25 protein-coding genes are annotated in these 18860 nt (G+C 38.7%); 9 read left to right on the forward strand and 16 right to left on the reverse strand.

Going from position 1 to position 18860, the window contains the following annotated elements; all coding sequences use genetic code 11:
* Positions 1-132: 132 nt before the first annotated feature.
* The 13 genes from NQ505_RS18775 to NQ505_RS18835 form a co-directional block, all read right to left on the reverse strand.
* Positions 133-1806, reverse strand: a complete 1674-nt coding sequence (locus NQ505_RS18775) for a DEAD/DEAH box helicase (protein WP_008998694.1) — start codon at positions 1804-1806, stop codon at positions 133-135.
* 48 nt (positions 1807-1854) lie between these two features.
* Complete coding sequence (locus NQ505_RS18780; protein WP_008998695.1) at positions 1855-2454, reverse strand: hypothetical protein; 600 nt, start codon at positions 2452-2454, stop codon at positions 1855-1857.
* The gene (locus NQ505_RS18785) at positions 2435-2620 is read right to left on the reverse strand and encodes a hypothetical protein (protein WP_005681099.1); all 186 of its coding nucleotides are present in this window, start codon (positions 2618-2620) and stop codon (positions 2435-2437) included. Before NQ505_RS18785 ends, NQ505_RS18780 begins: the two co-directional genes overlap by 20 nt.
* Before the next feature lie 5 nt (positions 2621-2625).
* Complete coding sequence (locus NQ505_RS18790; protein WP_008998696.1) at positions 2626-3039, reverse strand: hypothetical protein; 414 nt, start codon at positions 3037-3039, stop codon at positions 2626-2628.
* A 22-nt stretch (positions 3040-3061) separates the two neighbouring features.
* Positions 3062-3721 carry a hypothetical protein gene (locus NQ505_RS18795; RefSeq protein ID WP_008998697.1) on the reverse strand — a complete coding sequence of 220 codons (660 nt, stop codon included), beginning with the start codon at positions 3719-3721 and terminating at the stop codon, positions 3062-3064.
* A 2-nt stretch (positions 3722-3723) separates the two neighbouring features.
* Positions 3724-4923, reverse strand: coding sequence for a hypothetical protein (locus NQ505_RS18800; RefSeq protein ID WP_008998698.1), 1200 nt, complete (start codon positions 4921-4923; stop codon positions 3724-3726).
* A 28-nt stretch (positions 4924-4951) separates the two neighbouring features.
* Positions 4952-5926 (reverse strand): recombinase RecT, encoded by a 975-nt coding sequence (locus NQ505_RS18805; protein WP_005681103.1) that lies wholly within the window; start codon positions 5924-5926, stop codon positions 4952-4954.
* Positions 5927-5950: 24 nt separating this feature from the next.
* The gene (locus NQ505_RS18810; RefSeq protein ID WP_008998699.1) at positions 5951-6157 is read right to left on the reverse strand and encodes a hypothetical protein; all 207 of its coding nucleotides are present in this window, start codon (positions 6155-6157) and stop codon (positions 5951-5953) included.
* A complete protein-coding gene (locus tag NQ505_RS18815) occupies positions 6154-6456 on the reverse strand; it encodes a hypothetical protein (protein ID WP_005681105.1) in 303 nt (100 codons plus the stop codon). The genes NQ505_RS18810 and NQ505_RS18815 overlap by 4 nt, the downstream gene beginning before the upstream one ends.
* A 103-nt stretch (positions 6457-6559) precedes the next feature.
* Positions 6560-6925 (reverse strand): helix-turn-helix transcriptional regulator, encoded by a 366-nt coding sequence (locus NQ505_RS18820; RefSeq protein WP_008998700.1) that lies wholly within the window; start codon positions 6923-6925, stop codon positions 6560-6562.
* Entirely contained in the window at positions 6909-7163 is a 255-nt protein-coding gene (locus NQ505_RS18825; protein WP_005681107.1) for a hypothetical protein, read from the reverse strand. Before NQ505_RS18825 ends, NQ505_RS18820 begins: the two co-directional genes overlap by 17 nt.
* 67 nt (positions 7164-7230) lie before the next feature.
* The gene (locus tag NQ505_RS18830; protein WP_008998701.1) at positions 7231-7479 is read right to left on the reverse strand and encodes a hypothetical protein; all 249 of its coding nucleotides are present in this window, start codon (positions 7477-7479) and stop codon (positions 7231-7233) included.
* A 9-nt stretch (positions 7480-7488) separates the two neighbouring features.
* Entirely contained in the window at positions 7489-7743 is a 255-nt protein-coding gene (locus NQ505_RS18835; protein WP_008998702.1) for a hypothetical protein, read from the reverse strand.
* A 172-nt stretch (positions 7744-7915) separates the two neighbouring features.
* Here NQ505_RS18835 and NQ505_RS18840 point away from each other — a divergent pair, with 172 nt between their 5' ends.
* From NQ505_RS18840 to NQ505_RS18855, 4 genes are read left to right on the forward strand one after another with little or no spacing between them, the layout of a single operon-like run.
* Complete coding sequence (locus NQ505_RS18840; protein WP_008998703.1) at positions 7916-8587, forward strand: helix-turn-helix transcriptional regulator; 672 nt, start codon at positions 7916-7918, stop codon at positions 8585-8587.
* A gap of 26 nt (positions 8588-8613) precedes the next feature.
* On the forward strand, positions 8614-9072 hold the full coding sequence (locus NQ505_RS18845; RefSeq protein ID WP_008998704.1) for a hypothetical protein: 459 nt from the start codon (positions 8614-8616) through the stop codon (positions 9070-9072).
* 52 nt (positions 9073-9124) lie between these two features.
* A complete protein-coding gene (locus NQ505_RS18850) occupies positions 9125-9562 on the forward strand; it encodes an HI0074 family nucleotidyltransferase substrate-binding subunit (RefSeq protein WP_005681114.1) in 438 nt (145 codons plus the stop codon).
* A gap of 2 nt (positions 9563-9564) precedes the next feature.
* Positions 9565-9867, forward strand: a complete 303-nt coding sequence (locus NQ505_RS18855; RefSeq protein ID WP_008998705.1) for a nucleotidyltransferase domain-containing protein — start codon at positions 9565-9567, stop codon at positions 9865-9867.
* Positions 9868-10170: 303 nt separating this feature from the next.
* Here NQ505_RS18855 and NQ505_RS18860 read toward each other — a convergent pair whose 3' ends face one another.
* Positions 10171-10695, reverse strand: a complete 525-nt coding sequence (locus tag NQ505_RS18860; RefSeq protein WP_008998707.1) for a hypothetical protein — start codon at positions 10693-10695, stop codon at positions 10171-10173.
* A 28-nt stretch (positions 10696-10723) separates the two neighbouring features.
* On the opposite strand from NQ505_RS18860, the gene NQ505_RS18865 reads away from it, so the two are divergent.
* Positions 10724-10861 (forward strand): hypothetical protein, encoded by a 138-nt coding sequence (locus NQ505_RS18865; RefSeq protein WP_008998708.1) that lies wholly within the window; start codon positions 10724-10726, stop codon positions 10859-10861.
* Between the two features lie 664 nt (positions 10862-11525).
* Positions 11526-12035: a hypothetical protein gene (locus tag NQ505_RS18870; protein WP_004311658.1), complete on the forward strand. Its 510-nt coding sequence runs from the start codon at positions 11526-11528 to the stop codon at positions 12033-12035.
* Positions 12036-12316: 281 nt separating this feature from the next.
* Here NQ505_RS18870 and NQ505_RS18875 read toward each other — a convergent pair whose 3' ends face one another.
* Positions 12317-13027, reverse strand: a complete 711-nt coding sequence (locus tag NQ505_RS18875) for a tRNA1(Val) (adenine(37)-N6)-methyltransferase (protein ID WP_008998709.1) — start codon at positions 13025-13027, stop codon at positions 12317-12319.
* A 215-nt stretch (positions 13028-13242) separates the two neighbouring features.
* On the opposite strand from NQ505_RS18875, the gene lon reads away from it, so the two are divergent.
* Genes lon through NQ505_RS18890 form a run of 3 tightly spaced genes read left to right on the forward strand, consistent with a single transcriptional unit; the run spans position 13243 to position 17936 of the window.
* On the forward strand, positions 13243-15708 hold the full coding sequence (gene lon, locus NQ505_RS18880) for an endopeptidase La (protein ID WP_004295911.1): 2466 nt from the start codon (positions 13243-13245) through the stop codon (positions 15706-15708).
* Positions 15705-16835, forward strand: coding sequence for a tRNA guanosine(34) transglycosylase Tgt (gene tgt / locus NQ505_RS18885; protein WP_008998710.1), 1131 nt, complete (start codon positions 15705-15707; stop codon positions 16833-16835). The genes lon and tgt overlap by 4 nt, the downstream gene beginning before the upstream one ends.
* A gap of 3 nt (positions 16836-16838) precedes the next feature.
* The gene (locus NQ505_RS18890; protein WP_004295909.1) at positions 16839-17936 is read left to right on the forward strand and encodes an LptF/LptG family permease; all 1098 of its coding nucleotides are present in this window, start codon (positions 16839-16841) and stop codon (positions 17934-17936) included.
* Between the two features lie 232 nt (positions 17937-18168).
* Here NQ505_RS18890 and NQ505_RS18895 read toward each other — a convergent pair whose 3' ends face one another.
* Positions 18169-18672, reverse strand: a complete 504-nt coding sequence (locus NQ505_RS18895) for a thioredoxin-like domain-containing protein (RefSeq protein ID WP_004295908.1) — start codon at positions 18670-18672, stop codon at positions 18169-18171.
* Positions 18673-18860 lie beyond the last annotated feature (188 nt).

Consider the following 18860-nt stretch of genomic DNA (forward strand, 5'->3'; position numbering starts at 1 on the left):
ACTTCTTTGTGTACTTGGTTAATTGTTCCATTGATTATTAATGATCCTTTGGTAACACGAATCTTGTTACCTTTCTCTTGAACTTGGTAGCCCGCTTTTTTTAGCCGGTCTATTTTCTGTTGTGGCTCCATTTTAAAACCCCTCATCATCATAATCTGTATCAAATATTCGTGCAACCATATCGACGATATTTTCCTCAATGTCTTCCGTAGATCCGGTTACAGCATTAGCTATATTCTTTTTCTCCTGGATGATTCGATAAACCTTCTCATCTATCGTCCGACGGCCAAGAAAATAGTAACAGGTAACAGAGTCCTTTTGCCCGATACGGTGTGCCCGGTCTTCGCACTGACAACAATCGGCGTATGTCCAAGGGAACTCAACAAAAGCGACATTACTTGATGCAGTAAGCGTTAAGCCAACTCCAGCCGCTTTAATAGAGCAAATAATTATATCTGTCTTAGGATTATTCTGGAAGGCATCAACCGCTCTTTGCTTAACATCTTGGGAATCTCTTCCGGTAACTGACACAGCAGTGGGAAAGTAACGTTTCAGTTGGTCTACAACCTCATGAAGAGAACAAAAGAGGATTATTTTCTTTCCATTCTCCCGGAAGTCTTTCACAAATTCAATAACATCGCGTACTTTTCCACGTGCGGAGATCTGCCGAAGAATATTGATACGTACCATGACTTCACCACGCAAAGCCTTTTCAATCTTTTCATCGTCGGCATCCTTATATTTCTGTAGATACATAATAAGGTCACGTTCGGCATCTACGTACTCCTTACGATTAGTAATTTCACATGTGTTTACTTGACGTATTTTATCCGGAAGATCTGTAAGAACTAGTGACTTTTCACGTCGAAACACACAGTATTTCCATAGGTTGAAATTTAATTCTTTCAAATTTGACGCTTCTCTTTGACCTGAACAGTATCGGTTAACAAAAGGCTTATAACCTCCAAAATCTTCCATACGATTCAATATTGCTAGCTGTGGAATCAGGTCTTTTGGCCTGTTGACAACTGGGGTTCCCGTCAATTCGATAATCCATTCTTTGCCGGTGCATATCCCTTTACAGAATTTAGCCTGCTGGGTAGATGCAGATTTACAACGATGACTCTCATCAATGATAACTGATTTGAATAAGTTGATTGAGTTTCTAAATTCTACATCTCGTAGCGTCCAGCCTTCGGACTTCTTTATACGTTGTACAAAGTACTTTTTTAAAGACTCATAATTGACTATAAATACCTGATGCATTCCTGTTTGAAAGAAAAAAGTCCAAGTATCACGTACTTTATCAGTTAAGATCATTGCTTTTTTGTCCGTAAACTTCTCCCATTCACGCATCCAGTTTATTTTTAATGAAGAAGGACAAATAACAAGACAAGGAAAAGCACCAGCGATATTAATTGTTGCAATACTCTGCAATGTCTTACCGAGTCCCGGTTCATCACAGTTCATAAACCGTTTTAATTCTAATCCTCGAGCAATGCCTTTAAGTTGATAAGGATAAGGTTGAATTTTAAGATTATGAGGAATGACCAGCTCCGGAAGTTCCGGAATATCGTAAACAGCTTCTTCTTCCCTTTTTTCATTGCCACTAAGCCAGTTTATATTCTCAAATTGCTGTATTTGATAAATCATCCTTTCAAGATCAACTCTACTCCTAGTCGGAATAATCCAAACTTTTCGGGTACCGTCAAAACGTCTTCCAGGAATCTGCCTGATCCGATCTACGATAGAAGGTTTATATTTGAAAGATAATTCAAAATTATCTCCTTTTAATTCGATATTCATGATTTAGAGTATTTTGTAGGGGGAATTATCCCCCTATAGTGATTGGTGTTATGCAGTTGCATCTAAAGGAGCTGGAGCTTCTATTTGCTTCTTTCGCCCTCTTTTTTTAGGTTTATCTTCAATTATAACGGCTTCTTCCGGTTCGTCTGTATCAAAATCAAGACGTTCCTGTCTGACTCCCCATTTCTCTTCAAACAGATAACTCTCAACTTCCGCATCACAAGCTGCCGCATCAATGCTCAATTCTTCATAGTAAGGATAGTCTGCATCAAGAAGAGGAACGAAGATTTTCAGATCAACAACCTTGCCAGACTGAAGTAATTTAGCTCCCATAATAGTAATTCCAGAAACACTGTCGACACTATCGTTTGCATAGCCGGTTATGATGTAATTTTCAAGAATCTCTGAATAGCCAGGAGACGTAAAACTATCCTTATTAATATTGGCAGCTTCCGGCTGTTCGCATAATACGACAAGATGTAATTTAAGACGATTAAATGTCTCTCTTAAGTCACTATGAATGATCTGATCGCAGTTCTTGCTAATTACATTCGTATAGTTTGCTTCCGAAAAACGTTCATTGTACACTACATTCAAGCGGTCCTTTTTAATAATCGCTTTCTTGATTTCATTTTTTGCTTGTTCCATAATCTTCTTTAGTTGATAAAGTGATAATACTAAACGTTGATACAACTCCCATTACGGCAGCCGTAGTTATTTCTCTAGTTGTAGCATCTTCTCTTTGAGAGAAAGATAATGCCGTAAACAGGCCGATAACGGATATTCCGATTGTGACTCTTCTTAGATTTTTCATGATAATTACTTTTTGTTGTTAAACATTCCGGACATTTGCATTTCTGCCTTAGCTTTACTTATTACAGTTACACACCACGATAATTGATGTGTTGCCGTCCGATTGCAACGTTCGCACCAATCAACTAAGTATCTCTCTTCCCGACATAAAGAATTGACTAGAGCATTTATCGCTGTCGCTGTTGCTTTCGCACTTTTTGCCGTGTCTACAAGCGTCTGCATGACCTCGGATTTCATTGCCTCATTGAGCCAATATTTTGAATCTGCGAGCAATTTTCCAGAGCGGGCAACATATACAGCTAAATCATTACCGCGTTGTACAGCTTCTGCTACATCTTCGCTCATAGTTATATTAAGGAATGAATCTATATTGGTTAATTCGGCCAATATTTGTTCTTTTGATGTAATAAGTAAATTCATATTGTTTTATGGTAAAATATAATCAGACCATTAATTGCCACCACTTAAAAGCAAGGTCCTCGTATTTCTCTTTTCCTCTGATGTATGAAGGGTGTTTCCGGTCGGTGATAAAATGCTTGAAGATTCTACAATTCTTCTTGCTGATAGCATAAATAAAATCTTGTTTGCTACCGGCTATATCCATATACCATGCCCGGGACCGGTCCCAGTCAAAGAAATCTATCGCTTCATCAAATTGTGTTTGGGACTCTGCGAAGGTCGTTTTTAAATCACCTCCAAAGTTGAAAGAAGACAACCACCAATCCCATTTACACCGTGTATCAAGATGATAAACAAAGTTCCCATAAAAGAACTCTTGTTGTTTATTAACCATAAACTTTTGTGTATCGGACTGTGCTAAAACGACAGCTAGAAATTGATCCTTTTCTGCTTCTTTCCGGAGAGCCTTACGCATTTCAAGCCCTAGTTCAAATTCGTCTTTCGTATACACGTAATCGTCTACCATTAACTTGTCATATCTTACACGCTCGTTTTCTGTAATAAGAGCATCTACAAGAGTTCCAAACTTGAATGCCTTCTCTTTATCCCCGTATTGAGCACGGGGATAAAGATAGTTCTTAAGCTCTGTCAGATCTGAATTGCTGACCTCCGGACGAGAGTAATATGAATCAGGATTTGACATGGCTATTTGGCTTTTACATCTGCTTCATATCGGATGAATTTTGATTCGATATGCTTTTGATCTTTACCGTTCGCCTGCTTCTCGCAATAAGTAATCATCTTTTTAAAGATTTTCTCCAGTTCTTCAACAGGCAATGTTTGACCTTCGTTTATCCACCACATCTGGAATATTTCTAAATATCCCTGCTGATGAAGTACAACAATCTTTTCTTTCACCTTGGCGTTAGTCGGTGGAGGAGCAATAGAAGCGGCAGCTTCCATAAAAAGACTACCAATAGAGCTTTGTTGTGCCTTCAGTGCAGCCTCTTGTTTTGCTGCTTCTTCCTCCTTTTTCAACTCTTCCATTCTTTTGGCTGCAGCTTCTTTTTCACGTTGTTTACGCAATTCTTCCGCTTTGGCAGCTTCCTCTGCATTAGCGAGACGAAGTTGTTCCAGTTCTGCAAGTTCCTTGCGTTTAGAGGGAACACGGTCGGTAAGGTCTTGCTTAACGCTTACAATCTTTGCCTTATACTGTTGAGCGTATTGCTCATATTTGCCCTCTAGAACTTCTCGGCGAATCTCCTGTTTTGTTTCTTGACTAATATAGTAAGTCGCAGAATCCGCACTAAACTTATCAAAATGAGATTTGGGATAATCGGTCTGAAAAACTGTGATTCCTATAACTTCACGATCGAAGTTTTCATAAGTCAAGTTGGAAAATATTCCCTGCAATTCAGAAACTTTACTTGAAAGATATTGGTTGAAATAAGAAAGAAGGCTATCCCCTATTATCTGTCGATAGTTTGCTTTCTCTGTTTCAATTCTAGCTCTCTGTTCCGCTTCTCTCTTTCTTTTCTGTTCTTCTTCGTATTTAAACTTGGCATACTCATTGCGCTTTATCACAAGCTTTCCGGGAATTGTTGAAGGATCCTTAGGATCAATTTGTTTTTCTTGGGAGGTGAAAAAGGAACGTATTCTATCAAATATCTGCGTAATAGGTTTACGACGTTCATCCATATTTTTGAGTGTTACGCTAACCTTTTTCAAGTAGTCGGCTGTAGCCTGATCTATTGTTTCATTCATACCTTCTCCTTCGATAGTGTCAAGGAGAGCTTGCCCAGCTTCATTACACTTTTTGACAGAATTTGTATTCTTCCCCATTATATCTGGAAAAGATGACAGAATATTTTTTGCTTCGTCTATTTTGATTAACTCTGTTGCCATATTATTTATTTTAATCGGTTAGTAAGTATTAGAATCCACCGTCTTCATCATCATCGGAGACTGGCACCTGTACAGGTTCTGGAGCTTCCAGTTGTTTTTCTTCACCGAAAGGAATATTAGGATTATCCACAGCCTGAACGGGTTCATTAACCTTATCTTCATCCACCAAGCCATAGTCGATAATTTCTTCCTCTTCTTGATCCGAATCCATAATAGTAAACTTACCTGTACGCACTTTTGGATAAGCATCAAACGCATGTTTGATCATCTTATTCTCAAGGAACCCAGGATCAATGCTGCCATTATTCGAAGTATAGAGTGCATTGGCTTTACCCAATTCACGTCTTTTAGTTTGATCGTTCCACTTCGAATTTGCTTTTTCACTATAATGTTTCAATCGTTCGATATCACCTTCCATTAACCATTGATAATCTACCGAGTTGTCATTTCGTACAATACGAATGAATGCAGCAATAACTTTGGTTGAAGTACGGGGACATTGTGCTTCATACTCGATATTCTTTATACCATTAACTAAGGATGCTTTAAAATGATCTCCCTCATATACAACGACTGGATTATCCGCATACTTGATTTGCCCGGCACGCATACGCATTGTCAGTTCGCCATACCCGGTAACTGAAACATAGGCACGTTTTTCATAAATATCATATCCTTGTGCATTCTTGTGTCCGGTTTTACTGCTTCTGCTAAGTATATAGCAAAGTGGATGTCCTGTTTGATCTAGTGTAAGACCGTTGACTGCTATATCAAGAAAACAGCCATATAGAGACATCTTTGTCGAATCTGCCAAATCAGGATTATCACGGAGAAGTTTTTGAAAGTTGAATACTTCTTTATGATACATTTGCTCACCTTTATCTGTTCCCCAGATAGCATTGTACATTTGAACGAATTTTGCCTGTACATTTTCACTTTCGACAATTTTCGTTGCTGGAAGCGCATTTAGCTCTTCCACTTTTACTTCAATAATTTTACTCATAATTGTTTAAATATTAGCGTTTTATTAATCTCCTTGATATACTCCACGTCTATATTCCTCCATTAAAAGAATATCTTCGGCCGTGGGCTCTATGCTTATATTTTTATCAGGTTTAATCTCTACAGGAGTAGGAACATAGTTCTTTTTCTGTTCTTCTCTTTCTGCAATCTGCTTTCCGATACTGTCTTGCAGAGCCTGTAATACTTCTGATGATTTCGGTATATATCTCATACAGCGATCTGCATTAGTTGTTTGATAATGTTATCTGGAACTTTATTATGCAAATCCATCATTGCACTGGCTGTTTCCAATTCGGATCGTTTCACATAATATTTTCCTCTTTCCTTATTATTTGCCGGATAAAACTTAATCCAGGCTTTTTCGCGCCACTCTTTTATTAGGCGTTTTCCGTATATTTCTTCCGCTTGTGATATTGTTACTACTTCGGGGAGTAGTCCCAGCATCGTAAGCGTTTGCACCGTCCCAATTTTAATGCATCGGGCGACCATCATTTCGAAGCAATTTTCCATAATCTCTAATTAGGCTGTTTCCTATACTTTTGAATGGTGTTGAGCTGATTTTATTACTGAAACACATCTGCATCTCTATGCTATGCTGCCTGATTAATATTGATTAGAGTTCATATACTTCTTCTATTTTATTTCTTCGTATTCTTGCCCGTCGACTCCGGTTAAGATCGTTGTTGCAGTCAAATGCAATCTGAAAGGCAATAATTCCAAGAAACGAAAGAGCTACGATTGTTTTCTGCAATTGCTGGAAATCAATATTTAGAGCAAATGCTCTATTAGCCCACCAACTGCCTAATTCATTCAGTTTACTTGTTCCTGTCTTTTTGTAAGCTCTATCCAGTATTACGTTTACCGTCCCGTATGCAATATTCAAGAGATCCGCAATCTCTTTCTTTGCTTTACCACAAAAAGCGAGGCCAGCAATCTGATTTTCGCGCTTCGTTAGTTTAGCGTCAGCTTGCAGTTCCATGATGCAAAGTCTCTAGTTCGGCGGCAGCTTTGGAGACTCCTTTAGTAGCTTCCAAGGCTTCATTAGCCATTCTTACAGCGACATTCAATACTTTTGCTTTGTAGGTTGAGCGAGCAGAAGCCGGCTTATTATTAAGGATATTGTGCACTGTACCCTGTGAGCATCCTACTTCTTTCGCTATCTGCTTTTCGTATCCGTAAGGCAGATTTGCTTTGATAGTTTCTAATTGATTTTCCATATACATTATTATATTTATAGTTTCTAGTTCCCGGAAAGGCGGTCAAACCCGTCCGGGATTATATAGCTTATTCTTCCGTTTCTTTGTCAGTGAATGAATACTCTTCTTCTGCAATTCCGAAAGAAGAAAACAGTTCACGAATTTCATCTTTCAGTTCTTCGTCACCATCACACTCATATCCATCATTCATATCATAAGTTGGTAGTTCCCAAACATTGGTACTTGTTTGGTTTAGTTCTGTACGCAGCAAACTATATCTAATTGCATCCTTTGCCTTACTTGCTTCCTGTAATGAAACTTCTAGAATTGTCTTCATTTTCTTATTTTATTTATAAATGTAATCAGGTGAATTTTTATATCCATCAAACGAAATTCCAAACGCATCAAAATCACTCTCGCTTGCTAGTCTGATTTCATTCGGATTGTTGATCTGGAAATTGTTCTGCAAATTGGTTGTACCAATAGCTCCTTTCAGAGGTGAAGAATGTAGTATTTGAACTGAATCAGGCAATTCTGGTAGAATATACCCAAGCGTATGTTCTTTGTAAACCACTAATTTTATTTTTTCTGTCTTTACCATATCTATATATCGATTTAGAGTAAATAATCTATTTTGTTAACTTTATTGCCCTTTTATTTTGGCGTTATCATTGTTTTACGTTAACTTTATAGTGCAAATATAGAATTAAAATCTACACATGTAGATATTTGCATAGAGAAATAATCTATATATTAAGAAAATTTAGGATTTAATGAAAGAAACAGTTAGAGATAGGCTACTCCAATTCATAAACGAATTAGGCATAAGCACAAGAATGTTTGAGCAGAATTGTGGTTTAAGCAATGGATTTGTCCGAAACACAGGAGACTCTATAAGACGGAATAATTTAGAGAAAATATCTACAATCTACCCAGATTTGAATACAACTTGGCTATTGACTGGCGACGGAAATAAACTAAATTCTTCTGCGAAATCTATCACTTCTATTTCCTCTGAAATGCCTGCACCAAGCAAACAATCATCCAAAGGAATACCTTATTTTGACGTTGATGTTACTATGGGATATGATGAACTTCCCAACGATCAGACTAATATTCCTAATTACTATTTGCATATACCTGCATTTCAGAATTGTGATTGTGCGGTACCAGCTTATGGACGTTCTATGATTCCAGACATAAATGATGGTTCTATTATAGCTATTAAGGAAGTCAGTTTAGATAGTGTTCTTCCTGGAGAGGCATACCTTATTATAACAGATGAATACAGAACTGTGAAATATATCCGTAACTGCAAGGACAATCCTAATAAATGGCGTTTAGTTCCAAAGAACTTGGAAGAATTTGACGAGATGATAATAGACAAGACTAAAGTTCTTCGAGTATTCCTTGTAAAAGGGGTCATAACAAATAAGATTCTATAGCATAATTCTACAACAAAAAACTAATTATGGAAGCATTTGGATTTATAGGTGTTGTATATCTATTGGCTGGAATTATCCAGTTGATTATTCTTTTTGTTTTGATTGTGAAATTCCTTCAGCTTGTAGCAGATGTAAAACAACTAAAAAATTTATATACTGAAAGAAGCCGCGAATTGTCTTCAAGCATTGATAAACTTTCTTCTGCAATAAAGGAGCAAAGTAACTCAAAGGATAACGATAAGCCCGATGTTGCCAAGGATGAAAATATTGTAGCAGAACAGAAAAAAGAACCCAATAAGCCATATAACGAGGCTTCTGCAGAAGAGGTGCCGACAGTGGATGAAAACAGCGATGACTTCAAACAACATTTACGCAAATGGAAGATTCTTAAAAACAAAGGATATACAGATCAAGCTATCAGAGAATACATGGAGTACACTAAACGTAATATGAATTCTGCTGTAGACTTCATTAACTCTATATAAACTGGATAAAGAAGCCTATTTAATTGATTTTACAACTAAGAAAAATAGATTTATGGAACAAGATATACGTTGGTTACAAAGATATGACAGCTTTCACCGGGCTAATAAGCGGATTCTGGATATAACTGAATCTGATAAGACTCCCGATAGTTTATCTGAACTTGAAATGGAAGGACTGATACAAAGATTTGAATATACTTTTGAACTTGGCTGGAAAGTCCTTCAGGATCTGTTGAAATATAAAGGTTACGAGTTTGTGCAAGGTCCGAATGGCACTCTTCAAAAGGCATTTGAAGATAATATGATCACAGATCATGACGGCTGGCGTAGAATGGCAAAAGCTAGGGTTACTACTTCGCATACTTATAATGAAGGTGATGCTATTGAAATTGTACGCAAAATATATGAGGAGTATTCGCTTTTGTTGAAACAACTTGATAGCAGGTTGAATGAAGAAAAGCTACGAATGGAAATGGGAACATTGTTTTGATTATGTACGGCCTTAGTGATACAGTAATAACGGATATTTGTAGTGTATTCCGGCGCTTCCCCAATATTGATAAGGTACTTATTTTTGGCTCCAGGGCAAAAGGAACTTATTCGGAAGGTTCTGATATAGATTTGGCAGCTGTAGGAGAGAATATAACTTTTAACCAACTAATGGATATAAATATCCAGATAGAAGATTTGGGGTTATTGTATAAGGTTGACGTAGTTGACTATAATAAAAATATAGGGACTCCTATTGGCGAGCATATAGATCGTGTCGGACTGCTATTCTATGAAAAAGAATGATCATATAAGTTTAGAAGTCTAGTTAATTGATTGCTTAACTTTTGAATAATGAGAGAAATTCATAATTTTAATGATAAATGTCTGCTGACTTTATTACGAATTGCTAATATTCAGAATAAAGAACGGAAGCGATTAGAGAAGATGTATTGTGACAGATTTCAAGGATATCAAGAGGTTAAAGACTTCTTGTATGCTAACGAACTGCTAAAGTATAATGGTGAATTGGTTAACGGAGAATGGATTGTAGACAAAGAAAGCCCTGTTGAAATAACAGGGCTTGGATTAAATGCTATTAGATACGGTTTATTTGTTTCTGAAACGCGAAAACAGTTTCTTGAAAAGCGATATATTCGTCTTAGGGACATTGGGCTTATCATTAGTATTATTGGCGGTCTGCTTGGGTTCATATCGTTTTTCTGTTAACTGGTCATATATGCGTTCCATGTATTCCAAACCTATTTGTTCAGTAACATTGCCTGAAGAACGATTGTATTTACCAGTTTTTGCATATCTAGCAAGTGCAATGGAGCGTGCAATTAACTCAAAGGGATTATGACAACTATAAGTTCTTTGTACAAGCTCCAAAGTCCGAAGCCGGATTTCCGTATCTGAAAGCTCATTTAGCGATGTAATAGTTTGGGATGAAGTACCATTTTGAAGTATATCTTCAAGAATACAAACAGGGTCATCTGTATAGGGATTAGCTTTAAGATAGTTAGTTTTACGCTGAAATATGATTTTACCTTTTTCATCCTTTATCGTGCGGGTAATAGCATAATTCTCTTGATCTATCTCAAAATAGATGTGTAATTCTTTAAAATGTTTCATGATAGTGTTTATCTTAATATATAAATGTATGGAAGAAAAAGATAAATTAATCGCTTCTCTTCGGCAACAACTCCGGAAAGTGCTGCGAGAAAATAGTGCTCAAAAGCAAGAAATTGCTCTCTTGAATTATGAGTTAGAAAGGGCTAAAATAAGGCTCTCAAAATAGCGTTCTTTGAACTATCTTTGAAATGGTTAGCTCACATCATTATAATTGACTGATATGTAGCTGAATATCCTTTATAATCACGCTGCTTTGGGAGCAGGGGGTCGTGGGTTCGAATCCCGCTACCCCGACGAAGAAAATCAAGTCAAGATTCACAAAATAAAGCCAGTACAATTAGTATTGGCTTTTTTATTATATATAGAATAAGTGTAATTATCCCCGTTTGGGGGCAAATAAAAAGGGCAATTCTTTGAAATATCTTTGAACAGGTTTCTAGCATTATCCTCATCTTCTTATTTAATTTAGAGTAAAAATCTATTTTGTTAACTTTATTCCCCTTTTATTTTGGCGTTATCAATGTTTTGCGTTAACTTTATAGCGGAAATACAAACATTGTTTATAGAGAAAACGATAACAAACAAAATACTTAAACACATGAAGAAAACTCTGCTGATGCTCGTTGTTATTTTCATTTCACTATATTCGCATTCACAAAGTCCCTTTCTGAATTTTAGAATTCCAGAAGAATCAAATAAGCGTATCATCGGATATTCTTCAAGTAATAAAATAAATGTTTTTTTGAATATAAAATATCAATCTTGTAATACTCTAATACAGTATTACAAACAGGATTCTAATAAATTGATTGTGTAACAAAAATAACGATATGATGAAAAAGTTTTTTTATTTGAGTGCGATACTAGCCATAGTTTTGGTTTCATGTAATTCAGAAAAGGAGTATATAGCAAAACTCTCTAATACCGCTTCTATGATTGAGAAAGAAGCTGATTTAAGTGAAGCAATAGCTCTTCATTATTGTGATACTTGGAGAAAAGTAATTTACGATCATGAATACAATGGAGAATATTGCACTGATTTCAATGAAGCCTTAGCGAAGCATCAGGAGTTTATTATCACAACAGATACCTATAAGAGACTAAAACAAAAGAAAGATTCAATCGAGGCTATAATGCCACAACTAAATGATTATCCTTCAAGTTGTAAAGATGCTTATAATGAGTTAGTATCAATATATGCAGATGCAGATGAATTATTCAGATTCGCAGATGAGCCTAGGGGCTCTTTATCTACATACTCAACAAAAACGACAGACCTTTATCAAAAGATAGAAAAGTCACTGAAAGAATTTAAAATAAAGCATATACAAAACAAATAATTTAAAAGAGTAGTATAGTTATTGTAGCAGCTTATTGAATTTAAGACTATCAAAAGACAAATAATAATTTCACTTCAAGAGCAACTTCAGAAAGTACTGCTAGAAAATAGTGTTCAAAAGCTAGAAATTACTCTTTTGAATTATGAGTTAGAAAGGAATAGAACGAAGATCTCAAAATAGCGTTTTTGAACTAGCTTTGAAATAGTGACGGTATATGACAGCGATACCGTCACTATCGCAAGCATATACCGTCACTATCTTTACCGGATAGCGTCACCCTTTTACATGTTCAAATAATAATCCCGGGTTAGCGTCATATATTCCTCACTATATTGATGACGAGCCAGTTCTGTCAATAGTTCTTCTACAATGCACTCTTGATTGGAAAAAGAAAAAGTAATCAAAACACGTTTCGGAATACCGCCGGGTTTAGTGATTACATTCAGTTGACGGACTGCATATAATTTCTTTATAGAAGCTATCTTTTTTACCCGTTCAGCTACATCTGCCGGAATCACCACTGTAAAAAATCCGTTTTCTGTCAATAATCCGCTTACTCCTTCCAACAAATCGTCATAAGTCAATGAATCATTGTGTCGGGCAGCAGCCCTCTGCCGATCCGGACACTCCAGCGAATCGACAAAATAAGGAGGATTTGAAACAATCACGTCAAATTTATCCGAAGACCGGTATTTCTTAAAGTCAGCCTGCACCACTTCTACCCGCTCTCGCCAAGGAGAACGAGCCACATTTTCCCTGGCCTGTCCGGCAGCTGCCTCGTCTATCTCCAACGCCACAATCTTTGCATCCGGCAAACTGCGTTGCGCCAACATTAAAGCCACCAATCCTGTCCCCGTGCCAATATCCAATATACGGCGCGCACCTTCAACTGAAGCCCAAGCCCCTAAAAGCACCCCATCCGTACCGACTTTCATGGCACATTGGTCGTGCCACACTGTAAATTGCTTAAATTGAAAATAAGGATTCGACATTTTATCCGTTTATCTTAAAGCCGTTTTATACTATTATTTTATTGCAAATCGCCAAAAATAAATAATAATTATGGAATACTCCCTTTACAAGCCGATATTTTGGCATTGTTTTTGTGTTTTTATTCTGTGCAGTGCTTTATTATTAGAGAGAATCAATTAACTTTGCAAACGATTTATGCATATCAGTATGACATAAACTAAATTAAAACGAAAAGATGAAAGAAAGATATTTATTGGAAGATGGAGGCGATAACAGCTTCTCGCTAATCACAGACTATGATGGGAACGATGAACAAGCATTTGATGTAAATGTGAAATCTGGTGAAATTCTTCCGGTACTCCCCTTACGTAATATGGTATTGTTTCCTGGAGTATTCCTGCCAATCACGGTAGGCCGTAAGTCTTCTCTGAAACTCGTACGAGATGCTGACAAGAAACATAAAGATATTGCAGTAGTATGCCAGAGATCGGCACATACAGAAGATCCGAAACTGGAAGATTTACACAATATCGGTACCGTAGGACGAATTGTGCGGATATTGGAAATGCCCGATCAGACAACAACTGTCATTCTTCAGGGAATGAAACGTTTAAGTCTGACTAGCATCATCGAAACTCATCCGTACCTGAAAGGTGAAATAGAACTTTTGGAGGAAGATGTCCCTGGCAAAGACGATAAAGAGTTTCAAGCCCTGGTGGAAACTTGCAAGGACTTGACAATGAGATACATCAAATCGTCAGATGTGATGCATCAGGATTCGTCGTTTGCTATTAAAAATATCAACAACTCAATGTTCCTCGTCAATTTCATCTGCTCAAACCTGCCGTTCAAGAAAGATGAGAAGATGGACTTGTTGAGCATCAACTCATTGCGTGAACGCACTTATCACTTACTGGAAATTCTGAACCGTGAAGTGCAGTTGGCAGAAATCAAGGCATCCATCCAAATGCGTGCCCGCGAAGATATCGACCAGCAGCAACGCGAATACTTCCTGCAACAGCAGATCAAGACTATCCAGGATGAACTGGGTGGCGGCGGTCAGGAGCAGGAAATAGAGGAAATGCGCCAGAAGGCAGAAAGAATGCGCTGGAATTTAGAAGTCAGAGACACGTTCATGAAAGAACTTGCCAAACTGGAACGCACTCATCCGCAATCTCCGGATTACAGCGTACAACTCAACTATCTGCAAACGATGCTCAATCTCCCATGGGGTACTTATACAACTGACAATCTGAACCTTAAAAACGCAGAAAAGACGTTGAACAAAGATCATTACGGACTGGAGAAAGTAAAAGAACGTATTTTAGAACATCTAGCCGTATTGAAGCTGAAAGGTGATATGAAATCACCGATTATCTGTTTGTATGGCCCTCCGGGAGTGGGTAAAACATCTCTTGGAAAATCCATCGCATCTGCGCTCAAACGGAAATATGTACGTATGTCTTTAGGCGGTGTGCATGACGAAGCAGAGATTCGCGGTCATCGTAAGACTTATATTGGCGCTATGCCGGGACGAATCATCAAGAGCTTGATAAAAGCCGGTGCTTCTAATCCTGTTTTCATCTTGGATGAAATAGACAAGGTCAGTGCTGACCGTCAGGGGGACCCTTCTTCTGCATTGTTGGAAGTGCTCGACCCGGAACAGAACACATCTTTCCATGATAACTTCCTGGATGTAGACTATGATCTCTCCAAGGTATTGTTTATTGCAACAGCCAATAACCTGAATACAATCCCCGGTCCATTGCTCGACCGTATGGAATTGATTGAAGTAAGCGGATACATCACAGAAGAAAAAGTAGAGATTGCCCGCAAGCATCTGCTCCCCAAAGAATTGGAAGCCAACGGACTTAAAAAGACAGATATTAAACTTCCCAAAGATACACTGGAAGCCATAATCGAGTCATATACCCGTGAAAGTGGTGTTCGTGAGCTAGAAAAGAAGATCGGTAAGATTCTTCGCAAATCGGCCCGTCAATATGCTACGGACGGTTATTTCGCCAAGACGGAAATCAAACCGACAGATTTGTATGATTTCCTTGGAGCACCGGAATATACACGCGACAAGTATCAGGGAAATGATTACGCAGGTGTAGTCACCGGATTGGCATGGACAGCTGTCGGAGGCGAAATCTTATTTGTAGAAACCAGTTTAAGCCGGGGCAAGGGCGGACGTCTTACATTGACCGGTAACCTGGGAGATGTGATGAAAGAATCTGCTATGCTGGCACTTGAATATATCAAGGCGCATGCTTCTGTCCTTAGTCTGAATGAAGAGATTTTTGATAACTGGAATATCCATATCCACGTTCCTGAAGGGGCTATTCCGAAAGATGGTCCGTCAGCAGGTATCACGATGGCCACTTCACTGGCTTCTGCCCTGACTCAAAGAAAAGTGAAAGCCAACATTGCCATGACGGGAGAAATCACTCTTCGCGGCAAAGTGCTTCCTGTGGGTGGCATCAAGGAGAAGATATTGGCAGCCAAACGTGCCGGAATCAAGGAAATCATCATGAGTGCCGAGAACAAAAAGAACATAGATGAAATTCAAGATATTTATTTGAAAGGACTGACTTTCCACTATGTAAACGATATAAAAGAGGTATTCGCTATTGCATTGACCAACGAGAAAGTAGCGGATCCTATTGATTTATCTGTTAAGAAACCCAGCCAGGAATGACATTTGAGTTACAATATACAGACACTAAAAGTAATGCCCGTGCCGGTCTGATAACAACGGACCACGGGCAGATACAAACACCTATCTTCATGCCGGTGGGCACACTGGGCACTGTAAAGGGAGTACATCTGACCGAATTGAAAGAAGATATTCAGGCACAGATTATTCTGGGTAATACCTATCACCTCTATTTGCGTCCGGGACTGGACGTGATCGAGAAAGCAGGCGGGCTGCACCGTTTCAACGGTTTCGACCGCCCCATGCTGACTGACAGCGGTGGTTTTCAGGTATTCTCATTAGCCGGAATCAGAAAGCTGCGTGAAGAGGGAGCCGAATTTCGTTCGCATATCGACGGAAGCAAGCACATCTTCACTCCGGAGAAGGTGATGGACATAGAACGTACGATCGGTGCGGATATTATGATGGCTTTTGACGAATGTCCCCCGGGTGACTCGGATTACGAGTATGCCAAAAAGTCATTGGGATTAACCCACAGATGGCTCGACCGTTGTATACAACGTTTTAACGAGACAGAACCTAAATACGGTTACAATCAGTCTCTCTTCCCCATCGTGCAGGGATGCGTTTATCCTGACCTGCGCAAGCAATCTGCAGAGTTTGTTGCATCCAAAGGTGCTGACGGGAATGCTATCGGCGGTTTGGCGGTAGGTGAACCGGTAGACAAGATGTATGAAATGATCGAGATTGTCAATGAAATACTTCCTAAAGACAAACCCCGTTACCTGATGGGTGTCGGAACTCCTGTCAACATTCTTGAAGGAATAGAACGCGGTGTGGATATGTTCGACTGCGTTATGCCTACAAGAAACGGACGAAATGGCATGTTGTTCACCAAAGATGGCATTATCAATATGCGGAACAAAAAATGGGAAACAGACTTCTCTCCCATCGAAGCTGACGGAGCCTCTTGCGTGGATACATTGTACAGCAAGGCTTATTTGCGCCATCTTTTCCATGCGCAAGAGCTACTGGCTATGCAAATCGCTTCCATACATAATCTGGCATTCTATCTGTGGCTGGCAGGAGAAACAAGGAAGCATATTATCGCCGGAGATTTCTCAACCTGGAAGCCGATGATGGTCAAAAGAGTATCAACTAGATTATAAGAAATGAAAAGCAATCGATTTATAAAACGGCTGGACTGGTATATCATCAAGAAGTTCTTGGGGACATACGTATTTGCTATTGCACTAATCATTTCTATTGCAGTGGTATTTGACTTCAACGAAAAGATGGACAAACTAATGGAGCATGAAGCTCCATGGGATAAAATAATCTTTGAATACTACATGAACTTTATCCCCTATTTCTCCAATCTGTTCAGTCCGTTGTTCGTATTCATTGCTGTTATTTTCTTTACCTCCAAACTGGCAGAAAACTCCGAAATTATTGCGATGTTCTCCACCGGTATGAGCTTTAAGAGGATGATGCGCCCTTACATGATTTCTGCCGCTATCATCGCCCTCGTCACTTTCACACTAAGTTCGTATGTGATTCCGAAAGGAAGTGTTACGCGTCTGAATTTTGAAGACCGGTATATCAAACCAAAGAAACAAAACTCGGTAAGCAATGTGCAGCTGGAAGTGGATAGCGGAGTGATTGCATATATCGACAACTATAACAACGCAATGAAAACCGGTAACCGCTTTTCATTGGACAAATTTGTGGATAAAAAGCTGGTTTCGCATTTGACTGCACGACGGATCACGTATGACACCACCACCGTTCATAAATGGACGATCCACGATTATATGGTACGCGAACTGGATGGTTTAAAGGAAAAAATCACTAAAGGAGACCGGATAGACTCTATCATCAATATGGAACCTTCTGACTTTCTTATCATGAAAAACCAGCAGGAAATGCTGACCAGTCCCGAATTAAGCGATTATATCGCCAAACAGAAACGAAGAGGGTTTGCCAACATCAAGGAGTTTGAGATTGAATATCACAAACGAATCGCTATGTCGTTCGCCTCTTTCATCCTTACCATCATCGGTGTATCGCTTTCGTCCCGAAAAACGAAAGGCGGTATGGGGCTTCATCTGGGTATCGGATTAGGATTAAGTTTCTCTTATATCCTGTTCCAGACGATTACTTCCACCTTTGCCGTGAACGGAAATGTGCCGCCTGCCGTTGCAGTCTGGATTCCTAATATCCTTTATGCGGGTATCGCATTCTTCTTGTACCAGAAGGCACCTAAATAAAAGGTAGGCAAGCCTTCCGCAGTCTTCACGGATTCTATCCATAGATTGCCCTAAGGTTTTGGATGCACCGGATAAACGAAGAGTATAAAAGTAGAAGTTCCGCCTATTCTTGCTAATGCAAGTGTAGGCGGAACTTTTTTGTTGTATCCATTTCCTCTTTTGTCTATTCTCCATTGTTTTCACCTGATGGTGATTTGGAAAATCCCTCTTCCTCCTTATATTCTTAAAATCGTTAACCGACTTCTTTTACATAAGCAGAAAGATCTGCAGCAGAGATGTTTTTGGCTATAATTACACCATTTCCATCCAATAAATAGTTAGTGAATCCCCGATTTAAACGGTACTTCTTAAATAAGCCGGAATCCTCGCCTTCTGTTTCCACGAAACAAGTGGGCGTAACTATTTGATCCTTACGAACGGTTTCTTTAAATATTGACTGATATTCGTCAAATGAAATAGAAACCATTTCCACATTATGAGAAGAACGAAGCGCATTGCTCAAACTTACATTTTGCATCCGGGACTGCGCGTCATAACTTGCCCAAAAACTTAGCAACACGTATTTACCTTTCAAATTTCCCAATTTAAAGGCGGGTTGCCCGTTTGACGTAGATTCGATTTTAAAATCAGGGGCTACGTCACCCTCACTCAAACCTCCGGTAGGTTTGTCTTTCTCAACGAAAGCGGTCAAGGAACAAATCAGTAATACAACAAAAATCCATTTTACATGCTTCATGTAATTCGGTTTTAGTTAATACTATCCGGGACTGTCCTTAAACAGTGGTTTCTTCCCGAAACATTGTCTTTTCAGGCATCAGGCGAAGAGGAATCCGCTGATTATCAGAGCCTTTATTTTTGAAACCGGGTGCAAAGGTAAGTAAATATTAAATTAACTTCCAAGCAAATAAGCAAAAATCTCACTTT

Source organism: Bacteroides sp. D2 (assembly GCF_025147085.1).
Lineage (GTDB): Bacteria > Bacteroidota > Bacteroidia > Bacteroidales > Bacteroidaceae > Bacteroides.